Consider the following 14,879-nt stretch of genomic DNA (forward strand, 5'->3'; position numbering starts at 1 on the left):
GGCGCGGCCTCAGGCGCTGCGCTGCCGCATGGCCTCGTAGAGGCAGATCCCGCTGGCCACTGAAACATTCAGGCTCTCGACCGCGCCCGCCATCGGAATGCTCACGAGCTCGTCGCAGGTCTTGCGGGTGAGTTGGCGCATGCCCTCGCCCTCGGCGCCGAGCACCAGCGCCAACGGCCGCTTGAGATCGCTCTGGTAGACGGTGCCGGGCGCATCGTCGCTCGTGCCGACGCACCAGATGCTGCGTTCCTTGAGTTCGTTCAGCGTGCGCGCCAGGTTGGTCACCATGAAGTACGGCACGGTTTCGGCGGCACCGCTCGCGACCTTGGCCACGGTGGCATTGATGCCGGCCGCATGGTCCTTGGGCGCGATCACCGCATGCGCCCCGGCGCCGTCGGCCACGCGCAGGCAGGCGCCCAGGTTGTGCGGATCGGTGACGCCGTCGAGCACCAGCAGGAGCGGCACGGTGCCGGCCTCCTCGAGGCCCTCGAGCAGCTCGTCGAGCGAACGCACTTGCGCGATGGGCTCGACCCGCGCAGCCACGCCCTGGTGGCCATGGCTGCCGCTGAGCTTGGCGAGCCGCAGCCCGTCGGCCTCGACCAGCCGCACACCGGCTTCTTGGGCGCGCGCGATGAACTGTTTCATGCGCGCATCGCGCCGGCTGCTGTCGAACATCACTTCGAGCACCGATTTGGGCGCGGTCTTGATGCGCACGCCCACGGCATGGAAGCCGAAGATCACTTTGGGGGAAGACATCCCCTGATTATCCCTACCCTGGCCGGCCCGGATCTTCAGGCGATCCTCAGGCGATGGGCAGGCCGCTCAGCGCTCGCGTGCGTTCGTCGTGCAATTGCTGCACCGCCAGCGCATTCGCATGCACCCGCGCGCTGTTGCCGGCGCTCTCCAGGTACTGGCAGGCGGCATGGCCCGCGGCGGCCTTTTCGTAGCGCGCGACCCAGGCATCGCGCACCGGCAGCTTCTCGGGCGACACGGGCCAGACGCCCGGCCGCGGCCGCATGTGCTCGCCGATGCCGATGCGCCAGGGCTTGGCGCTCAGGCGGGCGCGAAAGCAGTTCTGGTTGCGGCACATGCGCGCGTAGACCTTGTCGACACCCAGCGCCTGGAAGCAGTCGGCCACCGCGATGTCGGCCGGGCTGAAGACGTCGTGCATCGCCAGCACGCGGAAGCCGGCCGGCGTGCGGTAGATGCGCAAATGCCAGTCGGGGTGCTGATGGACGAAGCGCCCGATGCGCCCGGCCGCGCGCTTCTCGGGCGCGGGATCGTCGCTGGCCTCGCCGCGCTTCTTGCGCAGGCCGATGCGGTAGGCGACGGCAAAGACCACGATGGCCGCGACCAGCCCGCCCAGCCAGGTCTTGGCGGTCCAGCCGCCGACGATGCCCGCGATCAGCGCGGGCACCAGCGCAAAGCCGAACACGCTGCCACGCAGCGGTTCGTCGAAATCGATGTCGACGAACAGCACGTCGGGCGTGTTGAGGCAGCGCGCGCCGTAGCTGTTGCGGGTGATGACGGTGTCGCCCTGCCGCTCGACGATTTCCTCGCGGATGGGCATGCCTTCGGCGCCGTTGTAGGCCAGCTTGCGCTCGCGGCGGTTGAGCTGCTCGCCGCCGGCGATGCGTTCGAAGGCCTCCCGCGTGCGCTGGTCGGCATGCGCCTGCGCGGCGATCGGGCTCTCGTCGGACCAGCCGTGGCGCCGCACGATGATCTGCTTGCCCGCCACCCGCTCCTGGATGCGGCCCTCGGCCCAGAACCGGGGAACGATCATGCCTGCAGCGAGGCCACCAGCACAGGCGTCGATTCGTTGAGCGCCATGCGGCCGGCCTCGATGGTGATGCGCCGTTCGCACTGGGCCGCAATGCCGCGGTCGTGGGTGACGAGCACGAGCGTGGTGCCGAGCTCGCGGTTGAGGTCGAACATCAGCTTCATGACCTGTTCACCGGTCGCGAAGTCGAGGCTGCCGGTGGGCTCATCGGCCAACAGCAGGGCCGGCTGCACCACGAAGGCCCGGGCCAGCGCCACGCGCTGCTGCTCGCCGCCCGAGAGCACCTTGGGATAGTGGCCCAGGCGCTGGCCGAGTCCGACGCGCCCGAGCATCTCGGTGGCGGCCTTGCGCGCGTCCTTGCGGTCGGCCAGTTCGAGCGGCAGCATCACATTCTCGAGCGCGCTCAGGTTGCCGAGCAGCTGGAAGCTCTGGAACACGAAGCCCACGCGCTGGGCGCGCAGCGCGGCGCGCTCGTCCTCGTCGATGGCGAAGATGTCATCGCCCGCCAGCCTGACAGTGCCGCGCGTGGGCGTGTCGAGCCCGGCGATGATCGACAGCAGCGTGCTCTTGCCCGAACCCGAGGCACCGACGATGGCGGCGGTTTCCCGCGCGCCCAGGGTGAAATCGATGTTCTGCAAAATGTCGAGCGTACCGGCCGAATCGGTCACGGACTTGAACACATGCTCGACAGCGACAATGGCATCAGACGGGGGTTGGGACATGGAAAGGCTTTTCGTTTTGAAACGACGTGACTTTATCTTGAGCGCAGCGGCATTCGGCAGCGCAGGGGCTTGGACGGCGAGCCATGCCCAGGCCGCCGCGCCCGGCAAACCGGTCATCCTGGTGCTCGGCGATTCGCTGAGCGCCGAATACGGCCTGAAGCGCGGCGAAGGCTGGGTGCCCCTGCTCGAGAAGCGGCTCGCACAGCAGAAGATCCCGGCCACGGTGGTCAATGCCAGCATCAGCGGCGACACCAGCTCGGGCGGACGCGCCCGCTTTGCCTCGCTGCTGGCGCAGCACAAGCCCAGCCACGTGGTGGTCGAGCTGGGCGCCAACGACGCGCTGCGAGGCCTGCCGCTGCAGAACACCGAGGACAACCTGCTGCAGATCACCAAGGCCGCGCAGGCGGCCGGGGCCAAGGTGCTGATCGTCGGCATCCAGGTGCCGCCCAACTACGGCGGCGACTACACGCGGCGCTTCGAAGCCGTGTTCGGCAAGGTGGCCAGCGCCACCAAGGCGGCGCTGGTTCCGTTCCTGCTCAAGGGCGTGGCCGATGCGCCCGATGCGCTCGCGCTGTTCCAGGCCGATCGCATTCATCCGACCGCCGCCGCGCAGCCGCAGTTGCTCGACAACGTATGGCCGGAGCTGCGCAAGCTGCTCGCGGCCAGGTAAGCCGACCGCAACAAAAAAGCCGCTCCAGGCCCGGAGGCCTGCAGCGGCTTTTTTGTCGATAGCCTTGATTTCGGATCAACCGTTCTTGGTCGGCAGATCGGGCACCGTCGGCGGATCGCGTTCGAGCGAGGCCACGTCGGTTTCCGGGTCACCCGGGGCCAGGCCGTCGCTGCTTGGCGAGAGCTTGCGATTGGCCTTTTCGCGGAGCTTCTCTTCCTTTTTCTTCTTCTTGGCCAGCTCCTTCTGGCGCTTTTCGTAGCCGTAATTGGGTGTTGCCACTGTTCTCTCCTTGAACGAGGCAGTCAAAGCGACTGCGTGTCATCCAACTGTAAGCGATAACGGTGCACCCAAAGCCGCGCAGCGGTCGGCCTCTGCATCCGGAAAACTTCGCTTACATCCGCGCGAGCGCCTGCTGCAGGTCGGCCCGCAGGTCTTCCACATCCTCCAGCCCGACCGAGAAGCGCACCAGCGTGCCCTTGTGGGGCCAGCGCGCCACGCTGGCATCGCGCATCAGGCCGATGTCGTAGGGCACCACGAGGCTCACCGGGCCGCCCCACGAATAGCCGAGGCGGAACAGGTTCAGGCTGTCGCAGAAGCGGTCGACCTGCTCGGTGCTGTAGCGCTCGTCGAACACGATCGAGAACAGGCCCGCGGCCAGGTCGGCGCCGCCGCACAGTGCACGCCAGTTCGCATGGCCGGGCGACTCCTCGAGCGCAGGATGCAGCACCTGCGCGACCTCTTCGCGGCCGCCGAGCCAGCGCGCCAGCTCGCGCGCCGAACGGTCGTGCGCGGCATAGCGCAACCCGATGCTCGGCAGCGACCGCAGCAGAGTTTCCACATCGCCGACGCCGACGCCGAAGCCCGTGCGCATGTGCGTGAGCTTGAGCGCGCGATGCAGCCGCTCGTCGCGCGTGACGACGCTGCCCATCAGCACATCGCCGCCGCCGCTCGGGTATTTGGTGAGCGCGTGAACCGAGATGTCCACGCCCTGCCCGCTGCCGTTGAAATCGAAGGGGGCGAATGCCAGGCCCGCGCCCCAGGTGTTGTCCAGCGCCGTCACCACGCCGCGCGCACGGCAGGCTTTCACCAGCGCCGGCAGGTCGGGAAACTCCATCGTCACCGAGCCCGCGGCCTCGAGCCACACCAGCCGCGTGCGCTCCGAGAGCTTGGCGGCCAGATCGGACGGGTTCATCGCGTCGTACATGCGGTGCGTGATGCCGAAGTTGGCCAGTTCGCCGGTCGCCAGCGCCTTGTTGGGGCCGTAGGCGTTGTCGGGAATCAGCACCTCGTCGCCGCTCTTCAGGAAGGCGAAGGAAACCAGCGAAATGGCGGCCAGCCCGCTCGGCACCAGCAGGCACTCGGTGCCGCCTTCGAGGGTCGCCAGGCGCTCCTCGAGCGTGAAGGTGGTCGGCGTGCCGTGCAGGCCGTAGGTGTAGCCGGCCTTGGTCTTCCAGTCGCGCGCGCGCATGGCGGCCACGTCGGCAAAGAATACCGTCGAGGCCTTGTAGATGCCAGGCTGCGGCGCGGCGAAGTTGGCGGGCGGCGTGTAGGGATGATGGATCAGGGTCGTGGAGGGCTTGCTCATGGCCCCGATGCTAGCGCGGCGTTCCGCCGCACAATGCGCCGATGGGCAACAGCCTGTTTTCCTCCAGAGCCACGGCCATGCAGCAGCTGACGCGACTGCCCTCGCCTTGCCTGCGGCCCTATGTGCGGCTGATGTGGGCCTCGGCCCCCGCGGGCGCGGCCGCCGAGCAGCCGGGCGCGCGCGAGCATGTGCTGCCCACCGGCGGCATGCACCTGGTGTTCCGGCTCGCCGGACCGCCGCTGCGCTTGTTCCGCGACGACGCCGATGCGCACGGCTACACGGTGGGCTACGCCATGGTGGGCGGGAGCCGCTGCGGGTTTTTCGTGCGTGACGTGTCGGTCGAGACGCGCTCGGTCGGCGTGATGCTGCAACCAGGCGCGGCCAGGGCGCTGCTCGGCGCACCGGAAGACGCGCTGGCCGAGCGCCACACGCCGCTCGAAGCGCTCTGGGGTGCGGACGCCGGCTTCGCGCTCGAACAGCTCCACGGCACCGACTCCCTGGCGCGCCAGCTCGCGATCCTCGATGCCCTGCTGAGCGCGCGCCTGTCCGCCTCCGTGGTGCATGGCCTGGACCCCGCGGTGGCGCACGCGCTGGCCGGCCTGTCAGGCGCCGGCAACAACGCGAAAGCCGGCGCGATCCGCGAACTGGTGAAGCAAAGCGGCTACAGCCACCGGCGCTTCATTGCACTCTTTCGCGGCATGACCGGCATCGCGCCCAAGCAGTACGCGCGCATGCTGCGCTTCGACCGCGTGATCGGGCAGTTCGCACTGGATCCGACCCAGCCCTGGGTCGAGCTGGCACTGGATGCCGGCTACAGCGACCAGGCGCACTTCAGCCGCGAATTCCTTGCGATCGCCGGCATGTCGCCCGAGGCCTACCGGCGCACTGCCCCGACGTCCTCGCGCCACGTGCGGGTCTGAGCCCCTGCCGGCAGGTCAATTTTGTTCAAGACGGTACGTGCCGCGGGAGCCAGAATCGCCAGCATCCCATCAACCCGAGCGGACATCGACATGGCCATCCACGAACTGTTTCCCTATCTTTGCGTCGACGACGCCGGCGCGGCCATCGACTTCTATTGCAAGGTCTTCGAAGTCAAGGAAATCTTCCGGCTCACCGAGCCGAGCGGCCGCATCGGCCATGCGGAACTCGACTTCCACAACGGCGCGATCCTGATGATCTCGGACGAGTTCGCCGAATACGGCATCCCCAGCGCCAGGACGCTGGGCGGCACTGCGGTGACGCTGCACCTGCATGTGGACGATGCCGATGCCGTGGTGGCCCGCGCCGTGGCAGCCGGCGCCACGCTCGACATGGCGCCGCAGGACCAGTTCTACGGCGAGCGATCCGGCGTGTTCCACGACCCCTTCGGCCACCGCTGGAACGTGGGCCACAGCATCGAAAAGCTGACGCCAGAAGAAATGCAGCGGCGCTACACCGCGATGTTCGAGCCCGGGCGTTGAGCCTGCGGGCTCAGACTGACCACTTCTCCAGCAGCTTCTCGACGCCGAGCGAGTCGTAGCCTTCGAAGGGCTGATGGATCCACGGATTCGTCGCCAGGTACTCGACCGAGTAGTCGGGCGTGAAGGTCGACAGCGCCTTGGTCCAGAGCACCGCGCTGCGCAGTTCGGTAATTGGCTTGTAGTTGTTGCGCAGCATGTCCATCACCGCATGCAGCGTGTGGCCCGAGTCGGCCAGGTCGTCCACCAGCAGCACCCTGCCGGCGATCTCGCCCTTGGGCGTGGTGATGAAGCGGGCGATGTCCAGATGGCCCTGCACCGTACCGGCGTCGGCGCGGTAGGAGCTGGTCGACATGATCGCCAGTGGCTTGCCGAAGATGCGCGAAAGCACGTCCCCCGGGCGCATGCCGCCGCGCGCAAGGCAAAGAATGGTGTCGAACTGCCATTCCGACTGGTGAATCTTGATCGCGAGCTTCTCGATCAGGTTGTGATACTCGTCGTAGCTGACATAGAGATGCTTGCCGTCTTCGGTCAACATGGTCTGGTTCGGTCCTGTTCAGTCGGCGAGGTAAGGGTGGCGCATCATGATCGTGTGATCGCGATCGGGGCTGGTCGACACCATGTGGATCGGCACGCCGGTGATCTGCTCGATGCGCTGCAGGTAGAGCCGCGCGTTGACCGGCAGCTTGTCGTACTGCGTGACGCCGACGGTGCTTTCGCTCCAGCCTTCGAGGGTCTCGTAGATGGGCGTGCAGCGCTCGATCTCGTCCGCACCCATCGGCAGAATGTCGGTGATTTCGCCGTCGAGCTCGTAGCCGGTGCACAGCTCGAGCTTTTCGAGCCCGTCCAGCACGTCGAGCTTGGTGATGCACAGGCCCGACAGGCCGTTGACCTGCGCCGAACGCTTGAGCAGCGCGGCGTCGAACCAGCCGCAGCGGCGGCTGCGGCCGGTGGTCACGCCTTTTTCGGCGCCCACGGTGCTCATGTGGTAGCCCGGCGTGCCCGGCGTGGCCCAGTCGAGTTCCGTCGGGAACGGGCCGCCGCCCACGCGCGTGCAGTAGGCCTTGGTGATGCCGAGGATGTAGTGCAGCATGCCCGGGCCCACACCCGAACCCGCGGCCGCATTGCCGGCCACGCAGTTGCTCGATGTGACGTACGGATAGGTGCCGTGGTCGACGTCGAGCAGCGTGCCCTGCGCGCCTTCGAACAGCAGGTTGGCGCCGGCCTTGTGCGCGTCGTTCAGTTCGCGCGACACATCGGCCATCATCGGCTTGAGCAGCACCGCGTGGCGCATGGCCTCGTCGAACACCAGGTCGAAGTCGATGGCAGGAGCGCCGAGCACCTGCGTCAGCACGTGGTTGTGCAGGTCGAGCAGCACGCGCAGCTTGGTCGCGAAGCGATCGGGGTGCTTCAGGTCCTGCACGCGCAGCGCGCGGCGCGCGATCTTGTCTTCGTAGGCCGGGCCGATGCCGCGGCCGGTGGTGCCGATCTTCTCGACGCCGCCCTTTTCGCGGTACGTTTCCCGCGCGATGTCGAGCGCCGCGTGAAAAGGCAGGATCAGCGGGCAGGCCTCGCTGATGCGCAGGCGCGAGCGCACCTCGACGCCCGCCTTTTCGAGCCCCTCGATCTCCTCGAACAGCTTGGCAGCCGAGAGCACCACGCCGTTGCCGATGTAGCACTTGACGCCGGGCCGCATGATCCCGCTGGGGATCAGGTGCAACGCGGTCTTCACACCGTTGATGACCAGCGTGTGGCCCGCGTTGTGGCCGCCCTGGAAACGGACCACGCCCTGGGCGCTTTCCGTCAGCCAATCGACCAGCTTGCCCTTGCCTTCATCGCCCCATTGGGTACCGACGACGACCACGTTTCTTCCGGTGGTTACGCTCATGCTCGTTCCATTACTTCAAAAATTCAGATGGCTCGGACTTGCCACTGCCCTGCTTGCTCGACGAGCTCGCGGTCGCAATGGAATTCATCGATCTCGCTGCCATGGCCCGGCAGCACGCAGACCACGGTCTCGCCGGCCTTGCGCAGCCCGGCAATGGCCTGGCGCAGGCCGGCCGCGTCGCTCCAGGGTGCGCGAATGGCGGCGCGCAGCGGGCGTGCCGGCAGCACGCCGACCAGTTCGCGCACGTCGAGGCTGAAGCCGACCGCCGGCCGGTTGCGGCCGAACACGGCGCCGACCTCGTCGTAGCGGCCGCCGCGCACCAGCGCATCGGCCGCACCCGGCACATAGATGCCGAAGCGCATGCCGCTGTAGTAGGCATAGCCGCGCAGGTCGGCCAGGTCGAAACTGATCTGGCGCGACGAATCGGCGCCGAGGCTGTCCGCGAGCTGCTTCAGTCCGGCCAGCGCCGCGCTCACGGCCGGCGTGCCCTTGAGGGCCTTGGCGGCCTCGTCGAGCACCGACGCATCGCCATACAGCTGGACCAGCGCGCGCAGGCCATCGCGCGACGAAGCCGGGAAATCGCGCGTGAGCGCATGCAGTTCGCTCGCGTCCTTGGCAACCAGCGCCGCATGCACGCGCGCCAGCATGGAGGCGTCGACCGGCACGCCGGCAAACAGCGCCCGCACGATGCGCGCGTCCGCCAGGTCGACGATCACGCCGTCCTTCAAGCCTGACGCATGCAGGCAGTCGAGCGCGAGCAGCAGCACTTCGGTATCGGCCTCGAGCCCTGCATGGCCATAGATCTCGGCCCCGAACTGCAGCGGCTCGCGCGTGGCATGCGGCCGGTCGGGGCGGGTGTGCAGCACCGGTCCGCAGTAGCACAGCCGTGCCACGCCTTCGCGGTTCAACAGGTGGGCGTCGATGCGTGCCACCTGGGGCGTGGTGTCGGCCCGCAGGCCCATGCTGCGGCCGGAGAGCTGGTCGACCAGCTTGAAGGTTTGGAGGTCGAGCGCCTCGCCGGTGCCGGACAGCAGCGACTCCAGGTGCTCGAGCAGCGGCGGCATCACCAGCTCGTAGCCATAGCCACGGGCGGTATCGAGCAGCTGGCGTCGAAGTTCTTCGATGTGGCGCGCCTCGGAAGGCAGCACATCGGCAATGTGATCCGGGAGGACCCAGGCGGACATGGGGATCGGGGGCGTGGTTAAACCGGGATTCTACCGGGCCGCGCTACCCCAGCAGCCAAAGAAGGGCCAAACCCATCAAGATGCTGCAGAGTCCGAAGAAACGCAGCTGGCCGTCGCGCAGCTGCATGAGCTGCCCAAAACCGCGCCGCCACCCGCCCGGCGAGACGAAAGGCAGGATGCCTTCGATCACCAGGACCAGCGCCAGCGCGCTCCAGAAGATTTCGGCGCTCACGGCGGCAGCGGCCCGGATGCCGGGTCAGCGGCGTGGAGGCGCGTTGCCTGCGGGCGTGCCGGCGCTCTGCATGGCGCGGAAGAAGTCCGACGACGGGTCGAGCACCATCACGTCGCTCTTCTTGTTGAAGCTCTGCTTGTAGGCGTCGAGGCTGCGGTAGAACTGCGCGAACTGCGGGTCGCGGCCAAAGGACTCGCTGTAGGCGGCAGCAGCCTGGGCATCGCCCTCGCCCTTGATCTTCTGGGCATCGCGATAGGCGTTCGCCACGATCACTTCGCGCTGGCGGTCGGCGTCGGCGCGGATCTTTTCGCCCTCGGCAAAGCCGGTCGAACGCAGTTCATTGGCCACGCGCTTGCGCTCTGCCTCCATCCGGCGGTAGACCGATTCGGTGATGGCTTCCACATAGTCGACACGCGTGATGCGCACGTCGATGACGTCAACGCCCCAGGGCTTGGCACCCTTCACCACGGCCAGCACCTCGCGCTGAACGTCGGCCATCAGCGCCTCGCGGCGCACCGAGATCAGGTCGCGCACGGTGCGCTTGTTGATGTTTTCCTGGAAGGCGTTGCGCACCACCCGGTTGAGCTGCGTGGCGCCGGCATTTTCGTCGAGGCCCACGTTGCGGATGTAGGCCTGCGGATCGGTGATGCGCCAGCGCACGTACCAGTCGATCACCACGCGCTGCTTCTCGGCCGTGAGCATGGGCTCGGTGTCGAGGCTGGAGAGCGTGAGCAGCCGCTTGTCGATGTACGACACGTTCTGGAACGGCGGCGGCAGCTTGAAGTTCAGGCCCGGCTCGGTGATGACCTGCTTGATCTGGCCCAGGGCGTAGACCACGCCGAACTGGCGCTGGTCGACGACGAAGAGCGTCGAGCTCAGCAGCACCAGCAGCACGAGGATCGACGAAGCGATGAATCCGATTCTGTTCATGTTCTTACTGGCCTTTTCAACGCACGTCGCGATCACGCGAACGGCCATCGCGGGCGCGGCTCTCGCTCGATGGCGGCGCCACCGGAATCACTGACGACTGGGCGGGCGCGGTACCCGCCACGCTGGGGCTGGCCGCATCGACCGGCGTTGCGGCCGGGTTGTTGCCGCTCAGCTGCATGAGCTTGTCGAGCGGCAGGTACAGCAGGTTGGAGCCTTGCTTGGTATCGACCAGCACCTTGGTGGTGCTGGCGTAGATCTGCTGCATGGCGTCGGTGTACATGCGGTCGCGCGTCACCTGCGGCGCCTTCTGGTATTCGGCCAGCACCGCGCCAAAGCGCCCTGCATCGCCCTGCGCCTGCGCAACGATGCGCGCCTTGTAGGCCTCGGACTCTTCCTTGAGGCGCGACGAGGTACCGGTGGCACGCGGGATCACGTCGTTGGCGTAGGCCTGGGCCTCGTTCTTGGCGCGCTCGCGCTCCTGTCCGGCCTTGAGCACGTCGTCGAAGGCGGCCTGCACCTGCTCGGGCGGCCGCACGCCGCCTTGCTGCAGGTTGATGTTGACGACTTCCACGCCGACCTTGTAACGGTCGAGGATGGTCTGCATCAGCGTGCGCACGCGAGGCGCGATCTGGTCGCGCTCCTCGGCAAGGGCCGCGTCCATCTTCATCTTGCCGACCACTTCGCGCACGGCGGTTTCGGCCACCTGCACCACGGTTTCGGAGGGCGACTTGCTTTCGTACAGATAGGCGCGCGCATCGCTCAGGCGGTATTGCACGGCGAACTTGATCTCGACGATGTTCTCGTCTTCGGTCAGCATGGCCGATTCGCGCAGGCCGGTCGAACGCACGATGGCATCGCGGCCCACGTCGGTCGAGCGGATCTGCGTGGTCACCACCACTTCGTGACGCTGGATGGGGTACGGCAGGCGCCAGTTGAAGCCGGCATTCACAGTCGACTTGTAGCGGCCGAACTGCGTCACCACGGCCTGCTGGCCTTCATTCACGATGAAGAAGCCGGTACCGAGCCAGATGAGAACGGCAACCGCCGCCACCAGTCCGAGACCGAAGCCTGCATTCTTCATGTCCGGCCGATAGCCATTGCCGCCACCGCCGTTGCCAGTGGGGCGATTGCCGCCGCCCTTGCCACCGAAGAAGCCCCCCAGCTTGCGATTGAGGTCGCGCCAGAGTTCGTCGAGGTCGGGCGGCCCCTGGTTCGGGCCTTGGCCGCGGGGACGGTTGCCGTTGCCGTTGTTGTTGCCCGAGGGCGGTGGCGTTGGTGCGCCCGGCGGGTCTGCGTCGGGAGGCCGGTTGCCCGTCGGGCGGTCGCCGTTGGACGCCGGCTCGTCGCCGCGACCCCATCGGCCATCGTTCAGGTTGAACATGCCCAGAAACCCTCTCCACGCTGGCTTTGCATTCATTCGCTTCGTTCTCTTGTCAGTGGCGGGATTGTGCCCAATCAATTGGCGGTATCGTGCAATTCAGTGTCGGCCTCTGGGGTCATCGTATCGCCCATGGAGCCCGACCGGCGGGCCAGCTCGGCTCGCAGGAGCGGCACGCCCTCGCCACTGCGGGCGCTGAGGAAGATGCGCGGAACCTGCACGCCGTCGACTTCGATGTCGTCCTGCAGATGCAGCGGGTGCTGCGCGGTTTCAAGAGCATCGAGCTTGTTGAACACCAGAAGCTGCGCAACGGCGTCCGCACCGATGTCGCGAAGAACGGATCGCACTTCGGCCATCTGCTCTGGGTAATGCGGATTGGAAGCATCGACCACATGCAGCAGCAAGTCGGCGTCGACGGCCTCTTGCAGCGTGGCCTTGAAGGCGTCGACGAGGCCGTGCGGCAGGTCGCGGATGAAGCCGACGGTGTCGGAAATCGAGACCTGCCTGCGCGCGTCGCCCAGGTAGAGGTTGCGCGTGGTGGTGTCGAGCGTGGCAAAGAGCTGGTCGGCTGCATAGGCGCGGGCCTTGACCAGCGCATTGAACAGCGACGACTTGCCGGCGTTGGTATAGCCCACGAGCGAGATGTTGAAAGTCTCGCGGCGCTCGCGCTGGCGGCGCTGCGTGCCGCGCTGCTTCTGCACCTTGGCCAGGCGCTCGCGCGTGCGCTTGATCGATTCGCTGATCATTCGGCGGTCGAGCTCGATCTGCTTTTCACCGGGACCGCCGCGCACGCCCGCGCCGCCGGTCTGGCGCTCGAGGTGGGACCAGCGGCGGACCAGCCGCGTGCTCAGGTACTGCAGGCGGGCAAGCTCGACCTGCAGCTTGCCCTCATGGGAGCGGGCGCGCTGGGCAAAGATCTCGAGGATGAGAAAGGTGCGGTCGTACACCGCCACGTCGAGTTGGCGCTCGAGGTTGCGCTGCTGCGCCGGACTCAGCGATTGGTCGAAGATGACCTCGCTGGCCTGGTGCAGCGCGGCCAGTTCCTTGATTTCTTCGGCCTTGCCGCTGCCGACGAAAAGTGCCGCGTCGGGCGCCTTGCGCTTGCAGACGAGGCGCGCAACAGGCGTGAGGCCCGCGGTCTGCGCAAGCAGGCCGAGTTCCTCGAGTTCGCTGTCGAAATGGGGCAGCCCGAAATCGACTCCGACGAGAACGGCGGCGCCTTCCTGGCGGGAGTTCAGTTCAGACAAGCGGGGTCAATATGGAAAAAGCGCGGCGGGGTTACCGCCGCGCTCCGCGCGATCAGGCTGCGGCGTCGTCGTTCTCGGCAGCCGAGAAGTTGACGGCACGACCCGGCACGATGGTGGAGATGGCGTGCTTGTAGACCATTTGCGTCACCGTGTTGCGAAGCAACACGACGTACTGGTCGAAAGACTCGATCTGGCCCTGCAGCTTGATACCGTTCACCAAATAAATGGAAACCGGCACATGCTCGCGACGCAGGGTGTTCAGAAACGGGTCTTGTAGAAGTTGCCCTTTATTGCTCACGATATTCTCCGTGTTCAAGAGTAGTTGTTGGAGAGATGACCTTAACACAGGGTTTCTGCGCTGCAGCAATCGGGGTCAAAAGCCTTTGAAAAATAACGGTTCTCAAATGACGGAACTTTCGACCCGGCCATGGCTCAACGGCCGCCATCGGCAGCCAAGAGCACTCAACCGTCCTTGTCCGCAAAGGGATTTTGCGAGCTTTTGAACTGGATGCGCAAGGGCGTGCCCACCAGATCGAACTCCTTGCGGAAGCGCCCTTCGAGAAAGCGCTTGTAGGCCTCGGTGACGTGCTCCAGCGAATTGCCGTGGATGATGATCACCGGCGGATTCATGCCGCCCTGGTGCGCATAGCGCAGCTTGGGCCGGAACATGCCCGCGCGCTTGGGCGACTGGAACTGCACGGCCTCCAGCAGCAGCCGGGTCAGCACGGGCGTCGACATCTTGCGGGTGGCCGACTTGTGGGCCTGCGCAATGGCCTGCCACACAGGGCCCAGGCCCTGGCGCTTGATGGCCGAGATGAAATGCAGCGACGCGAACTTGAGAAACGGCAGCCGGGTCTCGATCTGGCGCTGGATCTGCTCGCGCTGGTAGCTGTCGACCGCATCCCACTTGTTGATGGCAATCACCACCGCGCGGCCGCTTTCGAGGATGTAGCCCGCAATGTGCGCATCCTGATCGGTCACGCCCTGCGTGGCATCGAGCAGCAGCAGCACGACGTTGGCCGATTCGATGGCCTGCAGCGTCTTGACCACCGAGAACTTCTCGATCGCCTCGAACACCTTGCCCTTGCGGCGCAGGCCGGCCGTGTCGATCAGCTCGAAGCGCTGGCCGTTGCGCTCGAACGGCACCGAGATGGCGTCGCGCGTGGTGCCCGGCAAGTCGAACGCCACCAGGCGTTCCTCGCCAAGCCAGGTATTGATGAGCGTGGACTTGCCGACGTTCGGCCGTCCCGCCACCGCCAGCTTGATGGGCTTGTTGACGTCGTCCTCGTCCGCCTCGTCGTCGGGGTCGGGCAGGTTCAGGGGTGCAAGCGCCAGTTCGACCAGGTCGCGCATGCCCTGCCCGTGCGCCGCGGACACGCCGTGCACGTCGCCGAAGCCGAGTTCGTAGAAATCGACCAGCTTGGTGCCGTCGTGCATGCCTTCGGCCTTGTTGGCCGCGAGCACGCAGGGCTTGCCGAGCCGGCGCAGCTCGTTCGCAATGTCGTGGTCCTGCGCCGAAAGGCCTTCGCGGGCATCGACCACGAAGATCACCACGTCGGCCTCGGCCACGGCCTGCCGCGTCTGCTTGGCCATTTCCTTGTAGATGCCGCTGCCGGCATCGGGCTCGAAGCCGCCGGTGTCGATCACGATGAACTCGTGCTTGCCCAGGCGGCCGTTGCCGTAGTGGCGGTCGCGCGTGAGCCCGGCAAAGTCGGCGACGATGGCGTCGCGCGTCTGCGTCAGGCGGTTGAAGAGGGTCGACTTGCCAACGTTGGGCCGCCCGACCAGGGCCACGACCGGCTTCAT

Annotated in this window: 17 protein-coding genes; 3 read left to right on the forward strand and 14 right to left on the reverse strand. The window is 66.8% G+C overall.

Going from position 1 to position 14,879, the window contains the following annotated elements:
* Positions 1-9 precede the first annotated feature (9 nt).
* The 3 genes from rlmB to QFZ47_RS27790 are packed head-to-tail and all read right to left on the reverse strand — an operon-like array spanning position 10 to position 2,502.
* Positions 10-756: a 23S rRNA (guanosine(2251)-2'-O)-methyltransferase RlmB gene (rlmB, locus tag QFZ47_RS27780; RefSeq protein ID WP_307658694.1), complete on the reverse strand. Its 747-nt coding sequence runs from the start codon at positions 754-756 to the stop codon at positions 10-12.
* Between the two features lie 46 nt (positions 757-802).
* Positions 803-1,783 (reverse strand): hypothetical protein, encoded by a 981-nt coding sequence (locus QFZ47_RS27785; protein WP_307658695.1) that lies wholly within the window; start codon positions 1,781-1,783, stop codon positions 803-805.
* Positions 1,780-2,502, reverse strand: a complete 723-nt coding sequence (locus tag QFZ47_RS27790) for an ABC transporter ATP-binding protein (RefSeq protein ID WP_307658696.1) — start codon at positions 2,500-2,502, stop codon at positions 1,780-1,782. The genes QFZ47_RS27785 and QFZ47_RS27790 overlap by 4 nt, the downstream gene beginning before the upstream one ends.
* Here QFZ47_RS27790 and QFZ47_RS27795 point away from each other — a divergent pair.
* Positions 2,501-3,172: an arylesterase gene (locus QFZ47_RS27795; RefSeq protein ID WP_307658697.1), complete on the forward strand. Its 672-nt coding sequence runs from the start codon at positions 2,501-2,503 to the stop codon at positions 3,170-3,172. The two genes, QFZ47_RS27790 and QFZ47_RS27795, sit on opposite strands and share 2 nt — an antisense overlap.
* Positions 3,173-3,247: 75 nt before the next feature.
* On the opposite strand, the gene QFZ47_RS27800 is transcribed toward QFZ47_RS27795, so the two are convergent.
* Together QFZ47_RS27800 and QFZ47_RS27805 are read right to left on the reverse strand one after the other, a co-directional pair.
* Positions 3,248-3,451, reverse strand: coding sequence for a hypothetical protein (locus tag QFZ47_RS27800; protein ID WP_012747323.1), 204 nt, complete (start codon positions 3,449-3,451; stop codon positions 3,248-3,250).
* Between the two features lie 112 nt (positions 3,452-3,563).
* Positions 3,564-4,757, reverse strand: coding sequence for a cystathionine beta-lyase (locus QFZ47_RS27805; protein WP_307658698.1), 1,194 nt, complete (start codon positions 4,755-4,757; stop codon positions 3,564-3,566).
* 77 nt (positions 4,758-4,834) lie between these two features.
* Here QFZ47_RS27805 and QFZ47_RS27810 point away from each other — a divergent pair, with 77 nt between their 5' ends.
* Positions 4,835-5,677, forward strand: a complete 843-nt coding sequence (locus QFZ47_RS27810; RefSeq protein WP_307658699.1) for a helix-turn-helix domain-containing protein — start codon at positions 4,835-4,837, stop codon at positions 5,675-5,677.
* Positions 5,678-5,767: 90 nt separating this feature from the next.
* Positions 5,768-6,217, forward strand: a complete 450-nt coding sequence (locus QFZ47_RS27815; RefSeq protein ID WP_307658700.1) for a VOC family protein — start codon at positions 5,768-5,770, stop codon at positions 6,215-6,217.
* 10 nt (positions 6,218-6,227) lie between these two features.
* Here QFZ47_RS27815 and QFZ47_RS27820 read toward each other — a convergent pair whose 3' ends face one another.
* The 9 genes from QFZ47_RS27820 to der form a co-directional block, all read right to left on the reverse strand.
* Positions 6,228-6,752: a phosphoribosyltransferase gene (locus QFZ47_RS27820; protein WP_307658701.1), complete on the reverse strand. Its 525-nt coding sequence runs from the start codon at positions 6,750-6,752 to the stop codon at positions 6,228-6,230.
* Positions 6,753-6,770: 18 nt separating this feature from the next.
* Positions 6,771-8,102: an adenylosuccinate synthase gene (locus QFZ47_RS27825; protein WP_215247167.1), complete on the reverse strand. Its 1,332-nt coding sequence runs from the start codon at positions 8,100-8,102 to the stop codon at positions 6,771-6,773.
* Positions 8,103-8,125: 23 nt separating this feature from the next.
* Positions 8,126-9,286, reverse strand: coding sequence for an ATP phosphoribosyltransferase regulatory subunit (locus QFZ47_RS27830; RefSeq protein ID WP_307658702.1), 1,161 nt, complete (start codon positions 9,284-9,286; stop codon positions 8,126-8,128).
* Between the two features lie 43 nt (positions 9,287-9,329).
* Positions 9,330-9,518 carry a DUF2065 domain-containing protein gene (locus tag QFZ47_RS27835; protein WP_021006983.1) on the reverse strand — a complete coding sequence of 63 codons (189 nt, stop codon included), beginning with the start codon at positions 9,516-9,518 and terminating at the stop codon, positions 9,330-9,332.
* Positions 9,519-9,542: 24 nt separating this feature from the next.
* The gene (hflC, locus tag QFZ47_RS27840; protein ID WP_307658703.1) at positions 9,543-10,448 is read right to left on the reverse strand and encodes a protease modulator HflC; all 906 of its coding nucleotides are present in this window, start codon (positions 10,446-10,448) and stop codon (positions 9,543-9,545) included.
* 16 nt (positions 10,449-10,464) lie between these two features.
* Positions 10,465-11,829 (reverse strand): FtsH protease activity modulator HflK, encoded by a 1,365-nt coding sequence (gene hflK / locus QFZ47_RS27845; RefSeq protein ID WP_307659033.1) that lies wholly within the window; start codon positions 11,827-11,829, stop codon positions 10,465-10,467.
* Positions 11,830-11,903: 74 nt separating this feature from the next.
* Complete coding sequence (hflX, locus tag QFZ47_RS27850; RefSeq protein ID WP_307658704.1) at positions 11,904-13,073, reverse strand: GTPase HflX; 1,170 nt, start codon at positions 13,071-13,073, stop codon at positions 11,904-11,906.
* A 52-nt stretch (positions 13,074-13,125) separates the two neighbouring features.
* Positions 13,126-13,371: an RNA chaperone Hfq gene (hfq, locus tag QFZ47_RS27855; protein ID WP_012747311.1), complete on the reverse strand. Its 246-nt coding sequence runs from the start codon at positions 13,369-13,371 to the stop codon at positions 13,126-13,128.
* Positions 13,372-13,535: 164 nt separating this feature from the next.
* Entirely contained in the window at positions 13,536-14,879 is a 1,344-nt protein-coding gene (gene der, locus QFZ47_RS27860) for a ribosome biogenesis GTPase Der (protein ID WP_307658705.1), read from the reverse strand.

Origin of the sequence: Variovorax paradoxus, from assembly GCF_030815975.1 — a bacterium.
Lineage (GTDB): Bacteria > Pseudomonadota > Gammaproteobacteria > Burkholderiales > Burkholderiaceae_C > Variovorax > Variovorax paradoxus_N.